The 23,026-nt window shown below is 71.1% G+C and carries 25 protein-coding genes and 4 pseudogenes; 14 read left to right on the top strand and 15 right to left on the bottom strand.

Annotated elements, in window-relative coordinates:
• Nucleotides 1–49: 49 nt before the first annotated feature.
• Nucleotides 50–244, top strand: a pseudogene (locus ACWC2T_RS28325) (IS701 family transposase); the annotation flags it as partial.
• Nucleotides 245–256: 12 nt separating this feature from the next.
• Here ACWC2T_RS28325 and ACWC2T_RS28320 read toward each other — a convergent pair.
• Together ACWC2T_RS28320 and ACWC2T_RS28315 are read right to left on the bottom strand one after the other, a co-directional pair.
• Nucleotides 257–403: pseudogene (locus ACWC2T_RS28320) on the bottom strand (LacI family transcriptional regulator); the annotation flags it as partial.
• A 23-nt stretch (nt 404–426) separates the two neighbouring features.
• Nucleotides 427–1,062, bottom strand: coding sequence for an NAD(P)-dependent oxidoreductase (locus tag ACWC2T_RS28315; RefSeq protein WP_450673174.1), 636 nt, complete (start codon nt 1,060–1,062; stop codon nt 427–429).
• A 66-nt stretch (nt 1,063–1,128) separates the two neighbouring features.
• On the opposite strand from ACWC2T_RS28315, the gene ACWC2T_RS28310 reads away from it, so the two are divergent.
• The 3 genes from ACWC2T_RS28310 (at nt 1,129) to ACWC2T_RS28300 (ending at nt 2,989) form a co-directional block, all read left to right on the top strand.
• Nucleotides 1,129–1,542 carry a winged helix-turn-helix transcriptional regulator gene (locus ACWC2T_RS28310; protein WP_450673173.1) on the top strand — a complete coding sequence of 138 codons (414 nt, stop codon included), beginning with the start codon at nt 1,129–1,131 and terminating at the stop codon, nt 1,540–1,542.
• A gap of 132 nt (nt 1,543–1,674) precedes the next feature.
• Nucleotides 1,675–1,839 carry a hypothetical protein gene (locus ACWC2T_RS28305; protein ID WP_450673172.1) on the top strand — a complete coding sequence of 55 codons (165 nt, stop codon included), beginning with the start codon at nt 1,675–1,677 and terminating at the stop codon, nt 1,837–1,839.
• Nucleotides 1,840–1,972: 133 nt separating this feature from the next.
• Nucleotides 1,973–2,989, top strand: coding sequence for a hypothetical protein (locus ACWC2T_RS28300; protein ID WP_450673171.1), 1,017 nt, complete (start codon nt 1,973–1,975; stop codon nt 2,987–2,989).
• Nucleotides 2,990–3,168: 179 nt separating this feature from the next.
• Here the strand turns inward: ACWC2T_RS28300 and ACWC2T_RS28295 are convergent, their stop codons facing one another.
• Both ACWC2T_RS28295 and ACWC2T_RS28290 read right to left on the bottom strand, forming a co-directional pair.
• Entirely contained in the window at nt 3,169–4,080 is a 912-nt protein-coding gene (locus ACWC2T_RS28295; RefSeq protein WP_450673170.1) for an SDR family oxidoreductase, read from the bottom strand.
• Between the two features lie 52 nt (nt 4,081–4,132).
• Nucleotides 4,133–4,909, bottom strand: coding sequence for an SDR family oxidoreductase (locus ACWC2T_RS28290; RefSeq protein ID WP_450673169.1), 777 nt, complete (start codon nt 4,907–4,909; stop codon nt 4,133–4,135).
• A gap of 78 nt (nt 4,910–4,987) precedes the next feature.
• Here ACWC2T_RS28290 and ACWC2T_RS28285 point away from each other — a divergent pair, with 78 nt between their 5' ends.
• The 5 genes from ACWC2T_RS28285 to ACWC2T_RS28265 all read left to right on the top strand — a co-directional run bounded on the left by ACWC2T_RS28285 (nt 4,988) and on the right by ACWC2T_RS28265 (nt 8,791).
• Entirely contained in the window at nt 4,988–5,740 is a 753-nt protein-coding gene (locus ACWC2T_RS28285) for an enoyl-CoA hydratase family protein (protein ID WP_450673168.1), read from the top strand.
• A gap of 14 nt (nt 5,741–5,754) precedes the next feature.
• Entirely contained in the window at nt 5,755–6,609 is an 855-nt protein-coding gene (locus ACWC2T_RS28280) for a CoA transferase subunit A (protein ID WP_450673186.1), read from the top strand.
• Nucleotides 6,606–7,370 carry a CoA-transferase subunit beta gene (locus tag ACWC2T_RS28275; protein WP_450673167.1) on the top strand — a complete coding sequence of 255 codons (765 nt, stop codon included), beginning with the start codon at nt 6,606–6,608 and terminating at the stop codon, nt 7,368–7,370. Before ACWC2T_RS28280 ends, ACWC2T_RS28275 begins: the two co-directional genes overlap by 4 nt.
• Before the next feature lie 11 nt (nt 7,371–7,381).
• Complete coding sequence (locus tag ACWC2T_RS28270; protein WP_450673185.1) at nt 7,382–8,431, top strand: NAD(P)H-dependent flavin oxidoreductase; 1,050 nt, start codon at nt 7,382–7,384, stop codon at nt 8,429–8,431.
• Between the two features lie 216 nt (nt 8,432–8,647).
• Nucleotides 8,648–8,791: a tyrosine-protein phosphatase gene (locus ACWC2T_RS28265; protein WP_450673184.1), complete on the top strand. Its 144-nt coding sequence runs from the start codon at nt 8,648–8,650 to the stop codon at nt 8,789–8,791.
• 87 nt (nt 8,792–8,878) lie between these two features.
• On the opposite strand, the gene ACWC2T_RS28260 is transcribed toward ACWC2T_RS28265, so the two are convergent.
• From ACWC2T_RS28260 to ACWC2T_RS28240, 5 genes are all read right to left on the bottom strand, one after another.
• Entirely contained in the window at nt 8,879–9,643 is a 765-nt protein-coding gene (locus ACWC2T_RS28260) for a phytanoyl-CoA dioxygenase (RefSeq protein ID WP_450673166.1), read from the bottom strand.
• Between the two features lie 541 nt (nt 9,644–10,184).
• Nucleotides 10,185–11,342, bottom strand: a complete 1,158-nt coding sequence (locus ACWC2T_RS28255) for an acetyl-CoA C-acetyltransferase (protein ID WP_450673165.1) — start codon at nt 11,340–11,342, stop codon at nt 10,185–10,187.
• Nucleotides 11,343–11,373: 31 nt separating this feature from the next.
• Entirely contained in the window at nt 11,374–11,961 is a 588-nt protein-coding gene (locus tag ACWC2T_RS28250) for a TetR/AcrR family transcriptional regulator (RefSeq protein ID WP_450673183.1), read from the bottom strand.
• Between the two features lie 42 nt (nt 11,962–12,003).
• Entirely contained in the window at nt 12,004–12,792 is a 789-nt protein-coding gene (locus tag ACWC2T_RS28245) for an SDR family oxidoreductase (protein ID WP_450673164.1), read from the bottom strand.
• On the bottom strand, nt 12,789–13,955 hold the full coding sequence (locus tag ACWC2T_RS28240; RefSeq protein ID WP_450673163.1) for an acyl-CoA dehydrogenase family protein: 1,167 nt from the start codon (nt 13,953–13,955) through the stop codon (nt 12,789–12,791). The genes ACWC2T_RS28245 and ACWC2T_RS28240 overlap by 4 nt, the downstream gene beginning before the upstream one ends.
• A 77-nt stretch (nt 13,956–14,032) precedes the next feature.
• Between ACWC2T_RS28240 and ACWC2T_RS28235 the strand changes: the two genes are divergently transcribed.
• The 4 genes and pseudogenes from ACWC2T_RS28235 to ACWC2T_RS28220 form a co-directional block, all read left to right on the top strand.
• Nucleotides 14,033–14,905, top strand: a complete 873-nt coding sequence (locus tag ACWC2T_RS28235) for an enoyl-CoA hydratase (protein WP_450673162.1) — start codon at nt 14,033–14,035, stop codon at nt 14,903–14,905.
• Nucleotides 14,905–16,122: an acyl-CoA dehydrogenase family protein gene (locus ACWC2T_RS28230; protein WP_450673161.1), complete on the top strand. Its 1,218-nt coding sequence runs from the start codon at nt 14,905–14,907 to the stop codon at nt 16,120–16,122. Before ACWC2T_RS28235 ends, ACWC2T_RS28230 begins: the two co-directional genes overlap by 1 nt.
• Complete coding sequence (locus ACWC2T_RS28225; protein ID WP_450673160.1) at nt 16,122–17,108, top strand: acyl-CoA dehydrogenase family protein; 987 nt, start codon at nt 16,122–16,124, stop codon at nt 17,106–17,108. The genes ACWC2T_RS28230 and ACWC2T_RS28225 overlap by 1 nt, the downstream gene beginning before the upstream one ends.
• A gap of 131 nt (nt 17,109–17,239) precedes the next feature.
• Nucleotides 17,240–18,053: pseudogene (locus ACWC2T_RS28220) on the top strand (MFS transporter); the annotation flags it as partial.
• A gap of 366 nt (nt 18,054–18,419) precedes the next feature.
• Here the strand turns inward: ACWC2T_RS28220 and ACWC2T_RS28215 are convergent.
• From ACWC2T_RS28215 to ACWC2T_RS28200, 4 genes are all read right to left on the bottom strand, one after another.
• Nucleotides 18,420–19,013, bottom strand: a complete 594-nt coding sequence (locus ACWC2T_RS28215; protein WP_450673159.1) for an isochorismatase family protein — start codon at nt 19,011–19,013, stop codon at nt 18,420–18,422.
• A gap of 169 nt (nt 19,014–19,182) precedes the next feature.
• Complete coding sequence (locus ACWC2T_RS28210) at nt 19,183–20,343, bottom strand: oxygenase MpaB family protein (RefSeq protein ID WP_450673158.1); 1,161 nt, start codon at nt 20,341–20,343, stop codon at nt 19,183–19,185.
• Nucleotides 20,344–20,440: 97 nt separating this feature from the next.
• Complete coding sequence (locus ACWC2T_RS28205; protein ID WP_450673157.1) at nt 20,441–21,493, bottom strand: polyprenyl synthetase family protein; 1,053 nt, start codon at nt 21,491–21,493, stop codon at nt 20,441–20,443.
• Nucleotides 21,486–21,764 (bottom strand): polyprenyl synthetase, encoded by a 279-nt coding sequence (locus tag ACWC2T_RS28200; protein WP_450673156.1) that lies wholly within the window; start codon nt 21,762–21,764, stop codon nt 21,486–21,488. The genes ACWC2T_RS28205 and ACWC2T_RS28200 overlap by 8 nt, the downstream gene beginning before the upstream one ends.
• Before the next feature lie 102 nt (nt 21,765–21,866).
• Here ACWC2T_RS28200 and ACWC2T_RS28195 point away from each other — a divergent pair, with 102 nt between their 5' ends.
• Nucleotides 21,867–22,043, top strand: a complete 177-nt coding sequence (locus ACWC2T_RS28195) for a LuxR C-terminal-related transcriptional regulator (protein ID WP_450673155.1) — start codon at nt 21,867–21,869, stop codon at nt 22,041–22,043.
• Here ACWC2T_RS28195 and ACWC2T_RS28190 read toward each other — a convergent pair.
• Together ACWC2T_RS28190 and ACWC2T_RS28185 are read right to left on the bottom strand one after the other, a co-directional pair.
• Nucleotides 22,043–22,702, bottom strand: a pseudogene (locus ACWC2T_RS28190) (4'-phosphopantetheinyl transferase family protein); the annotation flags it as partial. The gene ACWC2T_RS28195 and the pseudogene ACWC2T_RS28190 overlap by 1 nt on opposite strands.
• A complete protein-coding gene (locus ACWC2T_RS28185) occupies nt 22,699–23,025 on the bottom strand; it encodes a thioesterase II family protein (RefSeq protein ID WP_450673154.1) in 327 nt (108 codons plus the stop codon). The gene ACWC2T_RS28185 and the pseudogene ACWC2T_RS28190, both read right to left, overlap by 4 nt.
• Between the last annotated feature and the right edge of the window lies 1 nt (nt 23,026).

Genomic DNA, 23,026 nt, shown 5'->3' with positions numbered 1-23,026 from the left:
GGGCCACAGCATAGACGCCGCCCGATGGCGGCCAATGTTCGGCCAGGCGATGTCAAGGATCGCGGGCAGGTTCCGCCGGATCGAGCCCCGGGCGACGGCCCCGGGCGTACCGGTACGGACTGCTGTCCGCCGTCGGCGGGAGAACTACTGGCAACTGGCCGAGCAGGCCGACCACGCCCGTCCCGGGCCGGTGCAGCGACTGCTGCGCACCGCACGCTGGAACGCTGATGACATCCGCGACGAAAGTGACGATCCGTCACCTCGACGCGCGCGGCGGAGTGGCGGTGCTGGCCCTAGGCACCAGGGTGGTGGGTACCAGCGCGGTGCCGTGCTCGGGTGTCCGGTTTCGGATCTGACGCGGCACGCCGTCCACGCAGCGGCGGTCGACCTCGCCGAAGTCCCTGGTGCACGGGCCGCCTGCCTCCTTCATACTCCTTCGACACCAATGTGGGTGTGGTGGTGACGAGGGGCGTCGATCTCGTCGAGCAGGGCGAGCGCGAAGTCACTGTGGGAGATGCGGCTGACCATGTTGACACCGGCCACGGAGTACCGGCCGGAGCGCGCTCCGGCGTTGTCGAAGTCACCGGCTGGGCTGACGATCAGCCAGTCCAGAGCGGTTACCGAGGCACGCAGCACAGATGTCCCGGCCGCATGAGCGAGGCAGAAGGGCCGGTATTCCTGCGGGAAGCCCGGAGTGTCCATCAAAGGCATCCCGTCATCGGTCTCCAGTGTTGCCGCCAGGCCGACGGCGACCAACCGTCCCACACCCGCTCGCGCTAGCCCATCGAGGAGAGAGTGGGCAGCGGCGGTGAAGAAGACACCCGGCTGGGCGCCGGCATCGTAGGCGGCCATGATCGCGGCGTCATGTCCGGCCGCGAGCTCGGCAACAGCGTCGGCGTCGGTGACATCACCGGCCAGGAGGCGGACTCCCGCACTTTCAAGGTCCTGGTGCTTGGCTGGGTTCCGGACGACAGCAGTGACGTGGTGCCCCCGCCGGAGTGCCTCGCCAGCAGCTGCCCGTCCGACGCGCCCGCCTGCCCCGAAAACAATGATCTTGCTCATGGACTGCCTGCCTCGCTTCTCAAGAACCTCTGCCTGTCGGTGTGTCTGAGCAAGGTAGCCGCGCCCATGGTTACCTCCTGGATACCGCACTATGGTGGCCCTGTGACCGAGCCCCTGGACCCGGAGATGTTCGATCCCCTCTGCCCTTCTGACCTGATGCCGATCCGCGTGGGGGACAAATGGGCCGGAATGATCATCCAGTGCCTTGAGGGCGGTCCACGACGATTCTCTGAACTACGGGTCCCACTGCGGAACATCACGCCTAAGGTGCTCACACAGTCACTCCGGGCGCTGGAGCGTGACGGCTTCATCGTCCGAACGGTCCATGCCGGACCTGCCCGGCACGTCGAGTACGAACTGACCTCGCTCGGCCGGAGCCTCCTTGACCTGCTGGACGCGGCACGTTCCTGGGCAGAGGCACACCTGGACGAGCTAATCGACGCCCGCGAAGCGGCATCACCGGCCAAGCGCACCAGCTGATCCAGGGTGCGCTTCCCCCGGCGTGATCTCTTCGCGCGTCGGCGGTCGTCTCGCCGACGACGCGGCGGTCATCGCCCTGTACCGCATGGCCGACACCCACATGGCCACCATCGCGTGGCGTGACTCAGCAGGGTGTGCCGGGCCTCGCTGGTACAACTCATCCGGACAGCGGGCGGCACCGACGCACTGACCGCCTCCCTGGAGGCCTGGGAACGCAAACTCACCGCACAGGGCCTGGCCATGCTCCGGGGGACCACGCGACTGGACGTCTACCTGGGCCTGCTGAACCTCGCCTGAGCTGTGCCGGCCCGCACGGTCGCGCGGAGCAGTCCTGGCCGTCACGTGGGATCGCTGTCCGGGGAAAACCGGGTATGTGACATCGCACATCGGACAGGATGGAGATGTCTGCCGGACCGAGGGGGAGAACGGCGTGACGAACGGGGAACACTGCGAGAGCGCGGACGTGCGTGAGGCGCGGCGGCTGCTCGTCACCGAGTGGCGCGTCGACGCCGACGCGATACTGGAGGGGGCGCGGCGGCTGATCGCGCTGGGGCCGCGGTACGCCGACGAGGCGGCGACCCGGCTCGGGCTCGTCTTCACGAGCAACCAGCACGTAGGCTCCGCGCGACGCATCGAGGCCGCTCGTATCTGTGCGTCCCTCGGCGGCGACCGCGTCCGGGCCGCCGTCGGCGCTCTGCGGCTCGTCGCCAACGAATACCGGGGCTACGTCGAGCAGTGGGAGAACATCGACGGCGCCTACGCGCTGGCCCGGCTCGCACCCCCGTACGTGGGCGAGGGCGCCGCGCTGCTGCGGAGCTTCCTCTCCTGCTCCGGCCACCACCTGGACGACTGGGACCGGGCCTACGCCCTGTCGCGTCTGGCCGCGCTGAGGGGACCCGGACTCCAGCCCGAACTCCCTTATGAGGAAGGGAAATTCCCCGTCCACGGTCTCGCACACGGGGCCGTGGAGCGCTGGCTCGAAGGGTGGGGCACCGTGGAGGGCAAGCCCGAGCAGCCCCTGTGGTACGTCAGCCACGGGCACCGTACGGCCGCGGGAGCCACGGTCGTCGTATCGACCTGGCGGCCCGCCGACTCCAACCGGCATGGATTTCACGGGATCCAGAAGGCTTTCGCCGAGGCTCGCGTCGAGTGTCTCGCGGGCGCCCTGCACCTGGCGTTCCGGTCGGACTGCGACCATTTCGCGTTCCCGGCCGATCCCGACCACCCCGAGGCCGAGGCGGCCTTCCGCGAGGCGGGACGGATCGAGCCGGGACACGCGTGGCCGACGACGCTCGGCATCGAAGTGGACGGGAACCGGAGCGAGTTCGAGTTCCAGCGGGCCGGTGACGCATGGGCCGCCGTCGGGGCGGTGGGTCCGCTCGTGATCGGCGTCTACGGCCGGGGCGGTGAACCCGGCGGCGAACCGCTCGCCCGCGCCCTGCCCTAGGGGCGATCCACGGTGTCGGAACTCGTCGGCGTCGTAGCGCAGTTCGTACGTCGAGTGTGCCTCACCCAGGGCGATGCGCTCGTTCGCGTAGGCCGCGGCGCCCGGGGTGAGGACGACACCTCCGACCGCCGCTCGACAGCGGCGGCCCGGTGGGGGATCACCCTTCGCGTTGGAGAGTGTCAACGCGCCCCGTACACCGGCTGCGGAGGCTCGGACTCGGCGAGCAGCTTCAGCGCCGCCTCACCCGCCTGCGTCGGGGTCCAGCGGGCGCCCTGGTCGGCGGTCGGGCCCGGGCGCCAGCCCTCCATGACGGTTATGCGGCCGCCCTCCGCCTCGAAGACCCGGCCCGTGACCCCGGCGGAGGCGGCGGAACCCAGCCAGACGACGAGGGGGGAGACGTTCTCCGGGGCCATGGCGTCAAAGCCGCCGTCGGTGGGGGACGCCATGGTCTCGGCGAAGGTCTGCTCGGTCATGCGGGTGCGGGCGGCCGGGGCGATGGCGTTGACCTGGACGCCGTAGCGGCCCAGTTCGGCGGCGGCGACCAGGGTCAGGCCGATGATCCCGGCCTTGGCGGCGGCGTAGTTGCCCTGGCCGACGCTGCCCAGCAACCCGGCTCCGGAACTGGTGTTGATCACACGCGCCTCGGGCGTACGGCCGGCCTTCGCCTCGGCGCGCCAGTGTGCGGCGGCGTGCTTCAGGGTGAGGAAGTGGCCCTTGAGGTGGACGCGCATGACCGCGTCCCAGGCGTCCTCGTCGAGGTTGACGAGCATGCGGTCGCGCAGGAAGCCGGCGTTGTTGACGAGAGTGTCCAGGCGGCCGTAGGTCTCCAGTGCGGTGGCGACGAGGGAGGCCGCACCCTCGGTGGTGGCGATGTCGCCTGTGTGCGCGACCGCCTGCCCGCCGAGCGCGCGGATCTCCTCGACGACCTGCTGGGCCGGTCCAGCCGTTCCGCCGGTGCCGTCGAGGCCCACGCCGAGGTCGTTGACGACGACCCTGGCGCCCTCGGCGGCGAGGGCGAGGGCGTGAGCGCGGCCCAGGCCGCGGCCCGCGCCGGTGACGACGGCGACGCGTCCGGTGCACAGTCCGGTCATGAGTGGATGTCCTTTCCGGTGATGAGTGGAAGTCTGGTATCGCGGAAGCCTGTTACTTGTTGACGCCTGCCGCGTCGAGGAAGGCGGGGCGCTCCCCTCCGCCGTGGACGTGGAGGCTGGCCCCGCTGATGTAGGCGGCCCGGTCGGAGGCGAGGAAGACACAGGCGTCGCCGATGTCGGCGGGGGTGGCGAGACGGCCGAGCGGGACGGTGCGGCCGACGGCGGCGATGCCGTCCTCGTCGCCGTAGTGCAGATGGGACAGTTCGGTGCGGACCATGCCCGGGACGACCGTGTTGACCCGCACCCGCGGCGCCCATTCCACGGCCATGGAGCGAGCGAGGTTGTCCAGACCGGCCTTGGCCGCGCCGTACGCCGCGGTCCCCGGTGACGGGCGGGTTCCGCTGACGCTGCCGATCATCACGATGGACCCGCCGCCGCGCTGGTGGCGCATCACGTCGTAGGCGGCGAGCGAGGCCGTCAGGGGTGCGATGAGGTTCAGCTCGACAATCCGGGCGTGGCGTGCGGGCCCGCCCTCGCCGAGCATCCGGAAGGGGGTGCCCCCGGCGTTGTTGACGAGCGTGTCGAGGTGCCCGTACTCGCCGCGCACCTGGTCGAAGAGGGCGCCGACCGCCTCCGGGTCGCGCAGGTCGACGGTGAGGAAGCGGGCGGTGCGGCCAGCCACTGCGACTTCCTCGTCCGGGGGCCGGCGCGCGCAGGTCACGACGTCCGCGCCGGCCTCCAGGAACGCGCGGGTGATCCCGGCGCCGACGCCCCGGGTTCCTCCGGTGACAACTGTGACGCATCCGGTCAGATCGATGATCGCCGCCAAGGGGCACCTCCCGCAGCGCGCATTCCGCTGCTACCTTCTGCCTAACAAATGTTTGGTGGAAAGGTAGCTGATCCGCTCATGGGTGTCTCCACCTCCGTCCCCGAAGACGGCGTCGCCGTCGTCACCGTGGACTTCCCCCCGGTCAACGCGCTCCCCGTCCAGGGCTGGCATGATCTGGCCGCCGCCGTGCGCGCCGCGGGCGCCGACCCGAAGGTGCGCTGCGTGGTACTCACCGCCGTCGGCCGCGGCTTCAACGCCGGCGTCGACATCAAAGAGATGCAGCGCTCGGCTGGGCATGAGGCCCTCATCGGTGCCAACCGCGGCTGCTTTGAGGCATTCGCCGCCGTCTACGAATGTGAAGTCCCGGTGGTCGCCGCCGTGCACGGTTTCTGCCTGGGCGGCGGCATCGGCCTGGTCGGCAACGCCGACGCGATCGTCGCCTCCAACGACGCGACCTTCGGCCTGCCCGAGCTGGACCGGGGCGCACTCGGCGCGGCCACCCACCTCGCTCGGCTGGTGCCCCAGCACCTGATGCGGGCCCTGTACTACACCTCGCGCACCGTGACCGCCGCTGAGCTGCGCCAGCACGGCTCGGTGTGGCGCATCGTCCCGCGCGAGCGGCTGATGGACGCGGCGCTGGAACTTGCGCGGGAGATCGCCGCCAAGGACGGCTACCTGATCCGGCTGGCCAAGGCCGCGATCAACGGCATCGATCCGGTCGACGTGCGCCGCAGCTACCGCTTCGAGCAGGGCTTCACCTTCGAGGCCAACCTCAGCGGCGTCGCCGACCGCGCCCGCGACACCTTCGGCGCAGGAAAGGAGCAGTCGTGAGCAGGGACAAGACGATGACCGCCGAGGAGGTCGTCGGCCGGCTGGACAGCGGCATGACGATCGGCATCGGCGGCTGGGGGGCGCGGCGCAAGCCGATGGCACTCGTGCGGGCGCTGCTGCGCTCGGACATCACCGACCTGACGGTCGTCTCCTACGGCGGCCCGGACGTCGGGCTGCTCGCCGCCGCCGGGAAGATCCGCAAGCTGGTCGCGGCCTTCGCCACCCTCGACTCCATTCCCCTGGAACCCAACTTCACCGCGGCCCGGCAGCGCGGCGCGCTGGACCTCGTGGAGCTGGACGAAGCGATGATCATGTGGGGGCTGACCGCTGCCGCGCACCGGTTGCCCTTCATGCCGATCCGGGCCGGTCTCGCCTCGGACGTAATGAGGGTCAACCCCAGCCTGCGGACGGTGCGTTCGCCGTACGAGGACGGTGAGGAGCTGGTCGCCGTTCCGGCCCTGCGCCTGGATGCCGCGCTGGTGCACCTCAACCGGGCGGACGTGCACGGCAATGCCCAGTACCTGGGCCCGGATCCCTACTTCGACGACCTGTTCTGCGAGGCCGCCGACGCCGCGTACGTCTCCTGCGAGCGGATCGTGGACAGCGCCGACCTGCTCAAGGACGCCGGGCCACAGACCCTCCTGGTCAAGCGCCTGTTCGTGGACGGCGTCGTGGAGACCCCGAACGGCGCGCACTTCACCTCCTGCGCCGCGGACTATGACCGCGACGAGGCTTTCCAGCGCGTCTACGCGCAGGCCGCCCGCGACCCCGAGTCCTGGCGGGCCTTCACCGAGCGGTTCCTGTCCGGCGACGAGGACACGTACCAGGCCGCGGTAGCGGCGTTCCACGAGGAGGACGCAGCAGCATGAGTGACACCGTCACGGCGACAAGGGCCGAGTACTGCGTGGTGGCCTGTGCCGAGGTCTGGCGGGACGCGGGCGAGGTCCTGGCCAGTCCGATGGGGACCATCCCGGCGATCGGGGCCCGGCTCGCCAGGCTGACCTTCTCACCCGACCTGCTGCTGACCGACGGCGAGGCGCTGCTGACCGGCGACGTCCCTGCGGTCGGCGCGCAGGCCGGGGTGGTCGAGGGCTGGCTGCCGTACCGGCAGCACCTGGCCCTGGTCGCGACCGGGCGGCGGCATGTGATGATGGGCGCGAGCCAGCTCGACCGGTACGGCAACCAGAACATCTCCTGCATCGGCGACTGGGCCAGGCCCACCCGGCAGCTGCTGGGTGTGCGCGGCGCGCCGATCAACACCCTGAACAATCCGACCAGTTACTGGGTGCCGCGCCATTCGGGTCGGGTGTTCGTCGAGCGCGTGGACATGGTGTGCGGTGTGGGTTACGACCGTGCCGCCGAGGCCGGTCCCGCCGTGACCCGGTACCACCGCATCGCGGACGTCGTCAGCGACCTCGGCGTGTTCGACTTCGAGACACCCGACCGGACGATGCGGCTGCGCTCGCTGCACCCCGGGGTCACCGTCGAGCAGGTCGTCGACGCCACCGGCTTCCCGCTCACGATCCCGGACGAGGTGCCGTACACCCGGGATCCCACCGCCGCGGAGCTGCGGCTGATCCGCGAGGTCATCGACCCGAAGGGGCTGCGCGAACGCGAGGTGCGCGCATGAGCGACTTCGCGATCAGCACTCCGCTGACGAAGCTCGTCGGCGTACGGCACCCGATCGTGCAGACCGGCATGGGCTGGGTGGCCGGCCCCCGCCTGGTGTCGGCCACCGCGAACGCGGGCGCGCTCGGGATCCTCGCCTCGGCCACCATGACGACCGACCAGCTCCGTACGGCCGCCCGCGAAGTCAAGTCCCGTACCGACGCGCCCTTCGGGGTCAATCTGCGGGCGGACGCCTCGGACGCGGCCGAGCGGGTGCGGATCATCATCGAGGAGGGGGTGAGGGTCGCCTCGTTCGCGCTCGCGCCCTCCCGGGAGCTGATCGCCCGCCTCAAGGACGCCGGCGTGGTCGTCGTCCCGTCCGTCGGCGCCCGGCGGCACGCGGAGAAGGTCGCCGCGTGGGGCGCCGACGCGGTGGTGGTGCAGGGCGGGGAGGGCGGCGGGCACACCGGGAAGGTCGCCACCACGGTCCTGCTTCCGCAGGTGGTCGACGCGGTGGACATCCCGGTCGTCGCGGCCGGCGGCTTCCACGACGGGCGCGGCCTGGTCGCCGCGCTCGCCTACGGCGCCGCCGGGATCGCCATGGGCACCCGTTTCCTGCTCACCTCCGACAGCACCGTCCCCGACGCGGTCAAGGCCCGGTACCTGGCGGCCACGGTGGACGACGTCACCGTCACGACGAAGGTCGACGGCCTCCCGCACCGGATGCTGCGCAGCGAGCTGGTCGACTCCCTCGAACGCTCGAGCCGGACGGCCGCGCTGCTGCGCGCCGTGCGGCACGCGGCCTCGTTCAAGAGACTGTCCGGCATGAGCTGGGCCAAGATGGTCCGCGACGGTCAGGCGATGAAGCACGGCAAGGAACTGACCTGGAGTCAGGTCCTGCTGGCGGCCAACACCCCCATGCTGCTCAAGGCGTCGATGGTCGAGGGCCGCACCGACCTCGGCGTGATGGCCTCCGGCCAGGTCGCGGGACTGATCAGCGATCTGCCCTCCTGCGCCGAACTCGTCGACCGGATCATGACCGAGGCTCAGGCCACCCTCCGTGCGCTGCCCTCATCCGGCTGACTGCCCGCTCTCCTCTATCCCGGGGAACACCCCACTCCCATGGAGTTGATCCGATGCGCGCTACGCTTTTCCGGGCGACCGGAGTGGTGATCTCCGCCATCGCCGTCGGCTGCCTCCCCACCTTCGCCATGGTCCGAAGCGGGCACCCACGCCGAGGCACGGCCCGCCGTCACAGTCCCGTACGACGACAGCGGCACCACCGACCCTGTCCGCCACATCACCCTGCAGGGTGCGGTCAACGTCCGGGACCTCGGTGGCTACCGTACCGACACGGGCCGCCACGTGCGCTACGGGCAGGTCTTCCGTGCCGACGCGCTCGGCAAGCTCACGAACGCGGCGGCATCGTGGAGCCTGGGCTGACCCACGTCTTCTGCCGGAGCGAGGGCCCGGTGCTGGTGTGATGCGAACTGACCGCGGTCCACAGGCTGTTCAGCGACTTCCGCGGCGTCAATCGGACATCGCCAGCCCGGCCGTGATCGCGCGCGCCACCGGGGAGGGGTCGGAGCCGTCCAGGACGAACCCGTCAAGGATGTGCACGGCAGGTTGAGCCATCATCCGGGGAACCGTTCCCCGGTGCGGCCAGGTGGCCGTGTGGATGATGAACGGATGGCACAGGTAGACGTCGCCCGCCTTGCCGGTGGCATGCGCGGTGGCCCGGCACAGCACCGACGGCCGCCATGCGCGTTCGACCGTCTCCGGCGAAACGCCCGCTTCCCCGTAGGGCTGAAGGATCCGCGGGATGAACAGGTGCGAGCCCTTGACCAGACGGGTCGGCGCGTCGTCGGGCCCGATGTCCGAGAACAGGAACAGCGCGAGCAGTCCTCTGGCGCGGGAGCGTACGTTGACCCAGTACCCGTCCGGTCCTTCGAAGCTGCCCTCGATGTGGTAGCCGGAGCCGATGCCCGGATACTCCTCCGACGGGAAACAGACGGGCACCGCCCCTCCGACCCAGTCCCGGCGGGTCCATCGGCCCGGCCCTATCAACTCGTCGTACGCGGCGGTCAACGCCGGCGACGCGGCTGCCGCGGCGAACGACTCGCCGGAAGGGCAGGGAATCTCCACACGCGGCCGCCAGGTGGCGGGATCGTCCCGGTGCACACCACGCGAGCCGAGCGCCTGCCAGATCGCCTCCCGGCACGCTGCGGCGGTGTCCGCGTCGAAGGCACCGCGGACCACCACGTAGCCGTCGCGGACGAACGCTTCCACATCCATGTGCTGATTTTCAGCGCCCGAGGTCCCGGGGTTCAACGGGATATGCCCAGCATGGATACTGAGTTCGGCGTTCCGAGTGCGACCTCACCTGGCTTCCGCCCTGTTCTTGGTCCGTCGCAACCGCGCTCAAGATGCCCCTGATTGGGCCCTACGGCAGCCCACCTGCGCTGGGCCGCCGGGGCCCTGCACCCATCCGCCGTCGGCCGGCAGCCGGCAAGAAGTCCTGCGCCAACGGGAACCGGCCCGTGCCTCCGGGGCCTGGGCCGGGTCACTCCGGCCGGGTGAGCCTACGAGCCCCGGCGCGCAACGGCCCATGGTCCCCGACCACGGCCGTAGCTGCCGGGCTCGCCGCCATGACCTCGCCCGCCCGGCTCCTCGGCATTGCCGCCGGGATCGCCACAGCGGTGCGCGGGCTCCTGGCGGTCCCGGCACCGATCACGCCGTGTGGCAGCAGGTCCTCCCCGCGACGCGGCCCGACGCCCCCTCTTGAGCGGCGCGCTGTTGTCTGCCGACGGGCCGGCCACAGGCTGACGCGGGCGCCTCAGAGCCTTTCGATGATGGTGACGTTCGCCTGGCCGCCGCCCTCGCACATCGTCTGCAGACCGAACCGCCCACCGGTGCGCTCCAGTTCGTGCAGGAGCGTGGTCATCAGCTTGGTGCCTGTGGCACCCAGAGGGTGGCCCAGGGCGATGGCGCCGCCGTTGACGTTGACCTTCTCCGGGTCGGCGCCGGTCTCCTTCAGCCAGGCGAGCACCACGGAGGCGAAGGCCTCGTTGATCTCCACGAGGTCGATGTCGTCGAGGGTCATCCCGGCCTTCTTCAACGCGTACGCCGTGGCCGGGATCGGCGCGGACAACATCCGGATCGGGTCTTCCCCGCGCACCGACAGGTGGTGGACGCGGGCCCGCGGGGTCAGTCCGTGCTCCCGTACGGCTCGTTCGGAGGCGAGCAGTATCGCCGAGGCGCCGTCGGAGACCTGGGAGGAGACGGCCGCGGTCAGCCGGCCGCCGTCGACCACCGGCTTCAGCCCCGCCATCTTCTCCAGGCTGGTGTCGCGGCGCGGCCCCTCGTCGCGGGTCACCTCACCGTAGGGGACGAGTTCGCGGTCGAAGCGGCCCTCGTCGATGGCGCGGACGGCCCGCTGGTGGGAGCGCAGCGCGAACTCCTCCATGTCGCGGCGGGAGATGCCCCACTTGTCGGCGATCATCTCGGCGCCGGCGAACTGGTTGACCGGCCGGTCGCCGTAGCGGGCTCGCCAGCCCTCGGAGCCGGCGAAGGGGCCCTGGGTGAGCCCGAGGGGCTCGGCGGCCTGGCGGGTGGCGAAGGCGATCGGGATCATCGACATGTTCTGCACGCCGCCCGCGACCACCAGGTCCTGGGTGCCCGAGAGCACGCCCTGGGCGGCGAAGTGCAGGGCCTGCTGGGAGGAGCCGCACTGGCGGTCCACCGTCACGCCCGGCACCTCCTCGGGCAGCCCGGCGGCCAGCCAGCAGGTGCGGGCGATGTCACCGGCCTGGGGGCCGACGGTGTCCAGGCAGCCGAACACGACGTCCTCGACGGCGGCCGGGTCGACGCCCGAGCGCTCCATCAGCGCCTTCAGCACATGGGCGCCCAGATCGGCCGGGTGGACGGCGGAGAGCCCGCCGCCTCGCCTGCCGACCGGGGTGCGTACCGCTTCGACGATGTATGCCTCTGGCATGGCTGCTGCTCCTTGTGTGAGGTTTACGGTGTCATTCGCGGACGGCGATGCCCTCCAGCACCATCGACAGGTACTGGCGGGCGATCTCCTCGGGGCTGTGCTGTCCGCCGGGCCGGTACCAGGACGCGGCGACCCAGACGGTGTCGCGCACGAAGCGGTAGGTGAGCCGGATGTCCAGGTCTGCGCGGAAGATCCCCTCGGTCACTCCGCGCTCCAGCGTGCCCAGCCATGCCTTCTCGAATCTGGCCTGCGAGTCGGCGAGGTAGTGGAAGCCGGGCTGGGTCTGGAGGTGCTTGGACTCCTTCTGGTAGATGGCGACGGCGGCCCGGTGCCGGTCGATCTCCCGGAAGGATTCGGTGACGAGGGCCTCGATGGTCTCCCTCGGGCCGAGCCCGGCGGCGAGCACGGCGTCGTACCGGCCCCACAGTTCGTCCAGGAAGGTGGAGAGGATCTCGTCGAGCATCGACTCCTTGGAGTCGAAGTGGTAGTAGAGGCTGCCCGCGAGCATCCCGGCGGCGTCGGCGATCTTGCGGACGGTGGTGGCGTTGTAGCCCTGTGCGGCGAACACCTCGGCGGCGGTCGCCAGCAGTTCCTCGCGCCGCTCGGGCGACGGGCTCATCGCAGTCTTCTTGCTGTTCTTCGGCACCTGGCCATTCTGGCCTCACGGGTGCTGGCTGCTGACGGACAGGACCTCGCCGGTCAGATACGAGGAGTAGCCGCTGGCCAGGAAGACGATGGCGTTGGCCACCTCCCACGGCTCGGCGTGGCGGCCGAACGCCTCGCGGGAGGTGAGCTCCTCAAGCAGCTCGGGGGCGGTGACCTTCACCAGGTGCGGGTGCATGGCCAGGCTGGGGGAGACCGCGTTCACCCGTACCCCGTACCCCGCGGCCTCCAGGGCGGCGCAGCGGGTGAGGGCCATGACCCCGGCCTTGGCGGCGGCGTAGTGCGCCTGGCCCCGCTGCGCCCGCCAGCCGACCACCGAGGCGTTGTTGACGACGACGCCCCCGGCGCCCGCCGCCTTCATCCGGCGCAGCGCGGCGCGGGTGCAGCGGAAGGTGCCGGTGAGGGTGACGTCGAGGACTTTGTCCCACTGTGCGTCGGTCATCTCGACCAGGTCGGCGGTGCCGCCGAGACCGGCGTTGTTGACGACGACGTCCAGGCGCCCGTGCCGCTCCGCCACGAAGTCGAACAGCGCGGTGACCTGGTCCTCGTCGGTGACGTCGCAGGGCAGTGCCGCGACGCGGTCCGTGCCGAACTCCGCGGCCAGCGTCGCCTCGGATTCCTTGAGCCTGCGGGCGTGGGCGTCGGAGAGCACGACGCGCGCGCCTTCCTCCAGCAGCCGGCGGGCGGTCGCGCCGCCGATGCCGGCGCCCGCGGCGGCGGTGACCACAGCGGTACGGCCCTGGAGGAGGGCGTGGCCGGGGACGTAGGGCGGCGGGGAGGTGGTCACGGGCGGGCCTCCTTGGGCAGGCCGAGGACGCGCTCGGCGATGATGGTGCGCTGGATCTCGTTCGATTCGGCGTAGATGGTGTCGGAGCGGGAGAAGAGGAACAGCCGCTGCCAGTCGGTGAGGTCGTACGGCTCACCGGCCGCGAGCATGCCGCCGGCGCCGCAGACGTCCATGGCGAGTTCGCCCAGCTCGCGGTGCCAGGTAGCCCAGAAGATCTTCCCGATGGACGCCTCGGGACCCGGCGCGCCCGCCGCCACGCCCTCCAGCATCCGCAGGGCGTTGAACCGGATGGTCTCCAGGCCCACCCAGGCCCGGGCGAGCCGGTCGCGGATCAGCGGATCGTCGGCCGCGCCGTTGCGCTTGGCCAGGGCGATGACCGCCTCCAGCTCGCGGCGGAAGCCGACCTGCTGGCCCAGCGTGGACACCCCCCGTTCGAAACCGAGGGTGGCTATGGCCACCTTCCAGCCGTCGCCCGGGGCGCCCACGATGTTCCCCGCGGAGGTGCGAGCCCCGTCGAAGAACACCTCGTTGAACTCCGAGGTCCCGGTCAGCTGGATGATCGGCCGGATCTCCACACCGGGTTGGTCCAGCGGCACCAGCAGGTAGGACAGCCCCTGGTGCCGGGTGGAGCCGGGCTCGGTACGGGCGACGACGAAGCACCAGTCGGATTCGTGCGCGAGCGAGGTCCAGATCTTCTGCCCGGTGACCACCCACTCCTCGCCGTCCCGCTCGGCGCGGGTCCGCACGTTCGCCAGGTCCGACCCGGCGTCCGGCTCGCTGTAGCCCTGGCACCACAGTTCCTCAACCGCCACGATCGGCGGCAGGAACCGCTCGCGCTGCTCGGGCGTACCGAAGGCGATGAGAGTGGGCCCCAGGAGCTGCTCGCCGATGTGATTGACGCGGGCGGGGGCGTCCGCGAGGGCGTACTCCTCGTGGAAGGCGACCTGTTGCTCCAGCGTGGCGCCCCGGCCGCCGTACTCCTTCGGCCAGCCGATACAGGTCCACCCGGCGGCCGCCATGTGCCGCTCCCAGGCCAGGCGTTCGGCGAAGGCCTCGTGCTCCCGCCCCGGCCCCCCGCGCCCGCGCAGGTCAGCGAACTGACCGACGAGATTGGCCCGCAGCCACGCGCGGATCTCGGTGCGGAACTCCTCGACGCTGCTCATGCACGGCTCCGGACGACTCTCGACGGCTGATGCCCCGTACGTTAACCTACCAAACACTTGTTAGGGAAGGAGGGTGGATGTCCGCTGCCCGCACCGCACCCACGGAGCCCGTCCGCTACGAACGCCACGGCCCCGTCGCCGTCGTCACCATGGACCGGCCCGAGTACCGCAACGCCCAGAACTCCGCGATGACCTACGCCCTGGACCGGGCCTTCTACCGCGCGGCCGACGACGACCAGGTCAAGGTCGTCGTCCTCGCGGGAGCGGGGAAGCACTTCTCCGCCGGCCACGACATCGGCACCCCCGAACGGGACGCCCACCTGCCGTTCCAGCGCAGGGCCGGCCTGTGGTGGGACCACTCGGACAAGCAGGGCGCGGAGAGCCGCTTCGCCCGCGAGTCCGAGGTCTACCTCGGCATGTGCCGCCGCTGGCGCGAGCTGCCCAAGCCGGTGATCGCCGCGGTGCAGGGCGCCTGCGTCGCGGGCGGGCTGATGCTCGCCTGGGTGTGCGACCTGATCGTCGCCTCCGACGACGCGTTCTTCGCCGACCCCGTGGTCCGGATGGGCATCCCCGGCGTCGAGTACTTCGCCCACCCCTGGGTGATGCCCCCACGGATCGCCAAGGAGTTCCTCTACACCGGCGACCGGATGAGCGCCCAGCGGGCGTACGAGATCGGGATGATCAACCGGGTCGTGCCGCGTGCCGAACTCACCAGCCGCTTGATGGAGTCGGCGAGCCGGATCGCCCAGATGCCGCGCATGGGCCTGGCACTGGCCAAGCGCGCCGTCAACCAGGCCGAGGACCTGCAGGGGATGCACGCCGGTATGGACTCCGTCTTCGGGCTGCACCACCTCGCCCACGCGCACAACGCCGAGACCGCCACGGACTCGCTCGGCGGCATGGACATCCGCGCGATGAAAGCGGCCGGCACCAAGGAGGCAGGCGCCTGATGGACCTCGATTTCTCCGCCGCACAGGACGCCTTCCGGGCCGAGGCCCGCGCCTGGCTCGCCGGCCATGTGCCCGACACCCCGCTGCCCTCCCTGGAGACGGCGGAGGGTTTCGCGGCCCACCGCGAGTGGGAGCGCACGCTGTCCGCCGACCGCTGGTCGGTGGTCTCCTGGCCGAAGGAGTACGGCGGCCGGGGCGCCTCGATCCTTGAGTGGCTGATCTTCGAGGAGGAGTACTACGCGGCAGGCGCCCCCGGCCGGGTCAGCCAGAACGGCATCAACCTGCTGGCCCCGACGCTGTTCGAACACGGGACGCAAGAGCAGCGCACCCGGATCCTGCCGCCCATGGCGAGCGGCGAGGTGATCTGGGCCCAGGCCTGGTCCGAGCCGGAAGCCGGCTCGGACCTCGCCTCGCTGCGCTCCACGGCCCAACGCACCGACGGCGGCTGGCTTTTGAGCGGTCAGAAGACGTGGTCGTCCAGGGCCGCGTTCGCCGACCGGGCCTTCGGACTGTTCCGCAGCCAGCAAGGCACCGCCAAGCCGCACCAGGGCCTGACGTATGTGATGTTCCCGCTTCACGCGGAAGGCGTGACCGTACGGCCCATCGGCAGGCTCGACGGCAAGCCCGCCTTCGCCGAACTCTTCCTCGACGACGTCTTCGTGCCCGACCGTGATGTCATCGGCGAGCCCGGACAGGGCTGGCGGGTGGCCATGAGCACCGCCGGCAACGAGCGCGGGCTCACCCTGCGCAGCCCCGGACGCTTCACCGCGGCAGCCGACCGGCTGACCAGGCTGTGGCACGAGCGAGCCGACCGTTGCGACACCGCCCTGCGCGACCGGGTCGCCGACGCGGTGATCGGCGCCCGCGCCTACCAGCTGTTCGCCTACGCCACCGCCTCGCGCCTGGCCGAAGCAGGCCCTTCCGGGCCGTCGGACAAGGACGGTGGTGCGCGGCGGGAGGGCGGCTCCATCGGCGCGGAGTCGAGCCTGAACAAGGTGTTCTGGTCGGAACTGGACATCGCCCTGCACGAAACCGCCCTCGACCTGCTCGGCCCGTACGGGGAACTCGCAGACGGCGCCCAGGAGGCGCCCGATCACGGCAGCTGGGCCGAGGGCTACACCTTCTCCCTCGCCGGACCCATCTACGCCGGGACCAACGAGATCCAGCGCGACATCATCGCCGAGCGGCTGCTCGGCCTGCCGAAGGGACGCCGGTGATGCGGTTCCTCCTCGACGACGAGCAGCGGCAGTTCGGCCGCACGCTGGACGGCCTGCTGGAGGCGGCCGGCACCCCGGCGGTCATACGGGCCTGGGCGGCCGGGGACACCGCACCTGGCCGGACCCTTTGGGCCCGCCTGGCCGAAGCCGGCGTCTTCGCCCTCGCCGTACCGGAACAGCACGACGGACTCGGCCCGCTGCCCGTGGAACTCGCCTGCGCCTTCGTGGAACTGGGCCGCCACGCCGCGCCGGGTCCCCTCGTGGAGACCGTGGCCGCAGCCGCCCTCCTCGACCGCCTGGACGGCGAGGCGGCCGCCGCCTGGCTGCCCGGCATCGCCTCCGGCAAGACCGCCGCCTCACTCTGCCTGCTCTCCGGCGACAGCCCGTACGCACTGGACGCCGATTCGGCCGACGCCGTCTTCGTCGTCGACGGCGACACCGTCCGAGTGGCGGACTCCGCGGGCCCCGTCCAGCCCTGCGCCGACCCGGCGCGCCGACTGGCCCGGCCACACGGCGGAGCCGTCCTGGCCCAAGGGCCCAAGGTGACCGCAGCGGCCGCGCACGCAGCCGATGTCGCAGCCCTGGCCACGGCCGCACAGGCCCTCGGGCTGGGCCGCGCCCTGCTGACGCGCACCGCCGACTACGCCAAGCAGCGCACCCAGTTCAAGGTCCCGATCGGATCCTTCCAGGCCGTCAAGCACCAGCTGGCCGACACGCTCATCGCCCTGGAGTTCGCCCAGCCACTGCTCCACGCCGCCGCCCTCGCGCTGGCCGCGGCACATCCGGACGCGGGCCGGGCGATCGCCGCGGCGAAGGTCTCCGCCGGCGAGGCCGCCTACGCGGCGGCCCGTACGGCCCTGCAGGTCCACGGCGCCGTCGGATACACCGAGGAGCTCGACCTCTCCCTGTGGATCCGCAAAGCCCGCGCCCTGCGGTCCGCATGGGGCACCCCCTCCTCCTGCCGCGCCCGCGTCCTCGCGCCCTAGAGCCCGCCCCATCCGGCACCCGCCGGCTTGCTTCCCCGGAACACCCCGCCCGGGGAAGCAAGCCGTCGCACCCCACACATGGCGCAACACCGCTCACCACTCCTCAACGTCCCTGCTTACGGGAGTCAGCCATGTCCGCCACACCGTCCCCACAGCGACCCGACAGATCCAAGACCTCCGACCCCGACGGGCCGGTCACCGCGCCGGACCCCGCTGTGCTGCGCAAGGTGGCACTGTCGGGCCTGCTCGGCACGGTCATCGAGTACTACGACTTCCTGCTCTACGGCACCATGGCCGCACTCCTGTTCGGCCGGCTGTTCTTCCCCGGGTCCAGCCCCACGGCCGGCACGATCGCCGCGTTCGGCACGCTGGCCGCCGGCTACGTCGCACGGCCGCTCGGCGGCGCCGTCTTCGGACACTTCGGCGAGCGCCTGGGACGCAAGTCCATGCTCTTCCTGACCATGGTCCTCATGGGCACGGCGAGCTTCCTGATCGGAGTGCTGCCGACATACACGACGATCGGCATCGCCGCACCCGCCCTGCTGGTGCTGCTCCGGGTCGTCCAAGGCATAGCCATCGGCGGTGAGTGGGGCGGCGCGACACTGATGGTCGTCGAGCACGCCGACGCCAGGCGCCGCGGCCTGTGGAGCGGTGTGATGCATGGGATCACCGCTCGGATTCCTGCTGTCCACGCTCACGATCACCGCGACCACGCTGCTTCCCCAGCAGCAGTTCGAGGCCTGGGGCTGGCGCATCCCGTTCCTGTTCAGCGCACTGCTGCTCGCCATCGGCCTCTACGTGCGCATCAGCATCACGGAAAGCCCGCTGTTCCGGCAGGCAGTGCAGGAACGGGACGCCGACACCACGCCCCGCATCCCGCTGGCGCAGGTGCTGCGCAGGCCCCCGACCCTCGTCCTCGCCTGCGCCGTGGGCATCGGCCCCTTCTGACAGTCGCCCAGCCCAGCCGGCTGCGGCGGGAAATCCTGCCCGTCCGGCGCGGCTGGTCCACGGCACGAGCCGCCCGCCTCACGGTGTTCCGCTGGCTCGGCCACTTGCAACCACCAGCGAAGGTACTCGGCGATCGGATGCCTCGCCCCGGTCGTCTTCGAACAAGGTTCAACCACACTGGCCACCGCACGATCACGGCGAAAGTGCCGTCGACGGCCACCTCTTGGGCGGCGGCATCACCGGATGCGCGAACTGGCAGCGCCGAGCAGGGCTCCTGTTGGACGCGATAGGTCCCGGCCGTTGCCCTCAACCCGCGCCGCCGGAGCGGGAGCGACACTCACTTTGAGATGCCCGCGGGCGTCATCAGTCGAGGACGACTGGTTCGCCGGTGAGTGCGACGCCGGCCTGGCGTAGTTCCTCGATGGCGTGGGCGGTGGTGTCGATGGCGACGCCGGCGGTGTAGTCGAGCAGGACAGTCACGGCGAAGCCGGCTTTCGCGCCGTCCAGCGCGGTGGCCTTCACACAGTGGTCGGTGGCGATACCGACGACGTCCACGTCGCGGACGCTGCGCGCGTGAAGCCAGTCGGCCAGGGATGTGCCGTCCTCGGCCGAGCCTTCGAAGCCGCTCTTTGAGGCGGAGTGCGCACCCTTGTAGAAGACCTCGTCGACGGCACCGGACGCGGCGGTCGGTGCGAAGTGCGGGTGGAAGGTGCTGCCCTCGCTGCCGGCCACGCAGTGCACGGGGAAGGAGTTTCGGTAGTCGGGGTGGTCGGAGAAGTGGTCGCCCGGATCGATGTGGTGGTCGCGGGTGGCGACGATGTGCGCGTACTCGCTGCCGGCGGAGCGTTGGACCATCTCGGCGATGGCCCGGGCTCGGTCGGCGCCGCCCTTCACCGGGACGCTGCCGCCCTCGCAGAAGTCCTTCTGCACATCGACGACGATCAGAGCACGGCGCACAGCGCAATCCCTTCCTCGCAGGAACCGTGCTCGTATGCCTGCCCGTCCGCTGGGAACGGACGCATCACGGGACCGTGATGCACCCGAACGGCCCAGTCCGCACGGGTAGGCTTCGACAACGAGACCTGGCGCCAAGGCGCGTGTCAGCGAAGTTTGAGCGACGTGGCGGTCAGGAGACTGTGGCGGCTGGTGGGGTCCATCGGCGGGTGCGGGGCATCGCGCTGGTGATGCCGTAGTCCTTCTTGAGCTGTTCGGGGATGGCGTAGTGCATGACGCGTCCGCGGGTGAGGGAGGACAGCTCGAAGACGGTCGTGAGGTGACCGAGACGGTCCAGGGCCCAGGCTCCGAGGGGGGAGCGGTCCTCGATGGTCTCCAGGACGCCGAGGAGGTGGGGTACGGCCTTGACGACGGTGTCCCAGGGGGTGTGCGGCACGTCGAGCCAGTCGGCGCAGGTGTCGCCGATGAGGTAGCGGATGAGAGCGGAGACGATCGGGTCGAAGAAGGTGCCGGGCGCGATCTCCTCGTAGAGGTCGATGAGCTGCCGGGTCAGTTGCGTGCCCTCTTCGGAGGGCCCCATGTGCCGGATCATGTACAGGTCCAGGAACTGGCGGGCCTCGTCGAGCGTCTTGGGGGCCGCGTCCTGGTCGATGCCGAGCATGGCACCGACCACCCGCCATGCGTAGTAGTAGGCTTCCGCCCCTTCCTGTGACATGTGGATGCCCAGGCGGTGCAGGCTGTCCAGTACGAGCAGGGAGAAGAACATCTGCCCGCCGATCATGTCCTCCTGACAGATCGGCACTCCCAGCGCGTCGGTGTCCCAGCGGTTCTCGCGCCCCAGGTGGTGGCGGATGGAGGCGTGCAGGAGGCGGACCTTCTGGGCGGCGGGGACGAAGCGGCTGCCGGCTTCGAAGGCGTCGGGCTGCATCAGGTAGACGGTGAACTGGCCCGTCTCCGCCATGCGTTTGGAGGGGTACTTGAGCCCGTGGGTGGCCGACAGCAGCTTCGCCACGTGCGGTACGACGTAGCAGGCGGGCATGGAGGCGAAGGACAGCGCGGTGGAGATGTGCACGTTGTTGTCGATGAAGAACAGCCGGGCCTTCTCCATTTCCGACCAGTCCACCCAGGACGGCGGGACACGGGTGGCCTCGAGGTACTCGCGCGCCACGTCCGGCAGACCCTCTGGAAGAGGAGCGCCGGCTGTGGAGACGTAGCGCATCAGGGTGTTGAACGTGCCCACCTGGCCGCGTTCGAACAGTGCGGCGACGGTGGCGTCGGCGAGTTCGTCACCGGCCTGCCGCAGGGCGTTCATCGATGCCTCGGTGCATGTCATGACGGGGCTCCTTGTCTTCCACGGGATCGTCCATGAGCGGAGGGAGGGGCAGTGGCCGGACATGGCAGCGGGGTCGCGCCACCTCGGGTGCACAGGGTCAAGAGAGACGGTCCGCCGCCGACTGCGCCAGTGCGGTCAGGGCAGCGTCGGCGTGCGTGGGGGCATCCAGCTCGTGAAGGGCGCCGAGCGCCTCCTCGACTCGTGTGCTGATCATGGCCTCGATGCGGTCGGGTGCCTTCAGCCGGCGCATCACCTCACGGACCGCGTTCAGAGCATCCGCGTCCAGACGGCGACGGCCCAGCAGGGCCTGCAGCCTCTCGCGGTCGTCGTCACCGGCGAGGCGCCAGGTCTCTGCCAGCAGCGCGGTGGGCCGGTGGCCGCGTACGTCGTCGGCGTTGGCCTTGCCGGTGCGTTCCGGGTCTCCGAACAGGCCGAGCAGGTCATCCCGCAGCTGGAACGCCTCGCCCAGCGGCAGCCCGTACGCGGAGTAGCCCTCACGCAGCCGCGCGCCGGCCCCGGCCAGAGCACCACCGATCAGCAGGGGATGCTCGACGGTGTATTTGGCGGTCTTGTAGCGGACCACCTTCAGCGATGCCTCGGTGTCCGGACCGGCTCCGGTGCGCAGGATCTCCAGGCACTCGCCCGCGACCAGTTCGCGGGCCATCACGGACCACAGGGGCCGGGCGCGGGCGAGGTACGCGGCGGGCAGGCCGCTGGTGGCGAACAACTGCCCGGCCAGCGCCATCAGCAGGTCACCCACCAGCATCGCCAGCGACCTCGCGACGGCGTCGGTGCGCGGACGACGTGGTACGGCGCCGCGTAGCGCGACATGGGCCGTGGGTCGCCCGTGCCGCAGCGGACTGTCGTCGATGAGGTCGTCGTGCACGACCGCGGCGGCGTGCACCAGCTCCATGGACGCCGCCGCCCGCACCAGCGCGTCGCTGTCCGGCTGCCCGGCCGCGCGCCAGCCCCAGTAGCAGAACGCCGCCCGCAGCCGTTTGCCGTCCGCGACCGCGGCCTCCAGCTGCTCGGCCACCGGGGCAAGGAGCGGATCGATCGCGGCGAACTGGTCGGCCTCCTGGGCGACGAACCGGCGCACCACCTCATCGACTCGGATCTTGAACGCGGCCTGCTCCCACCGGTCAGTCATCAGCAGCGGCCTTCCGAGCCAGGGCGTGCCGGGCCAGGACCTCCAGGTGGGCCGGCGGGACGGCCGCGTACCGGTCCAGCACCAGACGCCCACGCGCCGCGAGGTCGTGCTCGGCCTGCGCCGCCAGCTCAGCAGCGTCCGAGCGGCGCAGCAGCCCCCGCACCGCCCCCACGGCCGAACCCAGCGTGCTCACCGCCAGATCGGCCAGCCCAGCCACCAGCAGCACCGCCTGCGCGTCCAAGCCCCCGCGCCGTCCCACTTCACGCGTCATGCTCTTCCCCCACCCACAGCACACCCCTGCGGCCCCGGTCACAGGCCGTCCGCTCGAGCATCGCGCCACCCCAGGCGCGAACACGGAAGAACTCACCATCGAGTGATCACATCGATCGACCGTACGGATCACCGCTGCAGCAGTCCCGCGCCCCACGACATCGCCGAGCGGCTGAGCGTCAGCCCCCGGACCGTGGACGTCCATCTGAACCGGATCGACAGCAAGTTGGGAATCGACTCGAAGGCAGCGCTGGTCCGGCTGATGGCCGTCGCCGGCTGAGGGACCACGACGACGGAGGCGAGCAATCCGCACGCAGCCGTCCAGCGACCCTCGAACACGGCGACCGGCCGTCCGCCGAGCACCGGGCCCGGCACCAGCAGTCGGGCCCGGAACGTGCCCTGCCGGACACCGGGCGGCGGCACCGCGAAGACGAGGTCCGCCTCCGGGAAGTCCAGCAGGCACCCGGTCAGCGGGAACCACGCCTTGTAGACGGCCTCCTTGGCGCTGAACAGCAGCCGGTCCCAGGCGATCGAGGGGACGGCGGAACGCAGCCGCGGCATCCGCGCCCGCTCCTAGGGCAGCGAGACCGTCTCCAGCATGCCCGCGAGCGACGGCAGATCGGGCTCCACGTCGATGCCGAGCGCGGCCGACGCCCGCGCCACCGCCGCGGCCCGGTACCCGGCGCAGTGCGTCATGCTCCCGATGATCCCGTCCGACCACCGCGGCGCACCACGGCGGCCCGGCAGCAGCGGCGGCCCGGCGAACCCGAAACGGGCAAGCGCCGTGCGCGCGCAGTGACGTACGGTCGTGAACTCGCGGCGCCGGGATTCCACGGCGTGCGCCACCGGCGGCTCCTCGGCCGGATGCAGCCGGGCCTGCGGCGGGTCGCCGTACGCCTCCGCTTCCTCCGTGTCCGGCGGCAGCAGTTCGCGGATCATCGAGGTCCCTTGAACACCGTCAACTCGAAGGAGTCGGTGGTGTGTTGAGCCCACGCGGCGACGTCGTCGACGGACGCCTCGGTGTCACCGTCGCGGGCGAGCGCCACGACAGGACACGACAGCGGTGCCCCGGAGGTGCCCGTGTAGGCGGCCACGGCACGGTAGCCGGCCCGCAGCGCAGGCAGGACCAACTCCTGTACGCCCGCGTCGTCCAGGAGCCGCGTGCCGGTGCCGCCGAGTCGGCGGACCTTGTCGAGCAGCGCGTGGTCGTCGTGGAACGACTGCTCGGCGACGGTGCGGATGTCGTTGCAGAGCGGGCGCATA

Source organism: Streptomyces sp. NPDC001393 (assembly GCF_053597455.1).
Note: the sequence above shows the minus strand (reverse complement) of the source record. Positions and strands in the feature narration are given on the sequence as shown.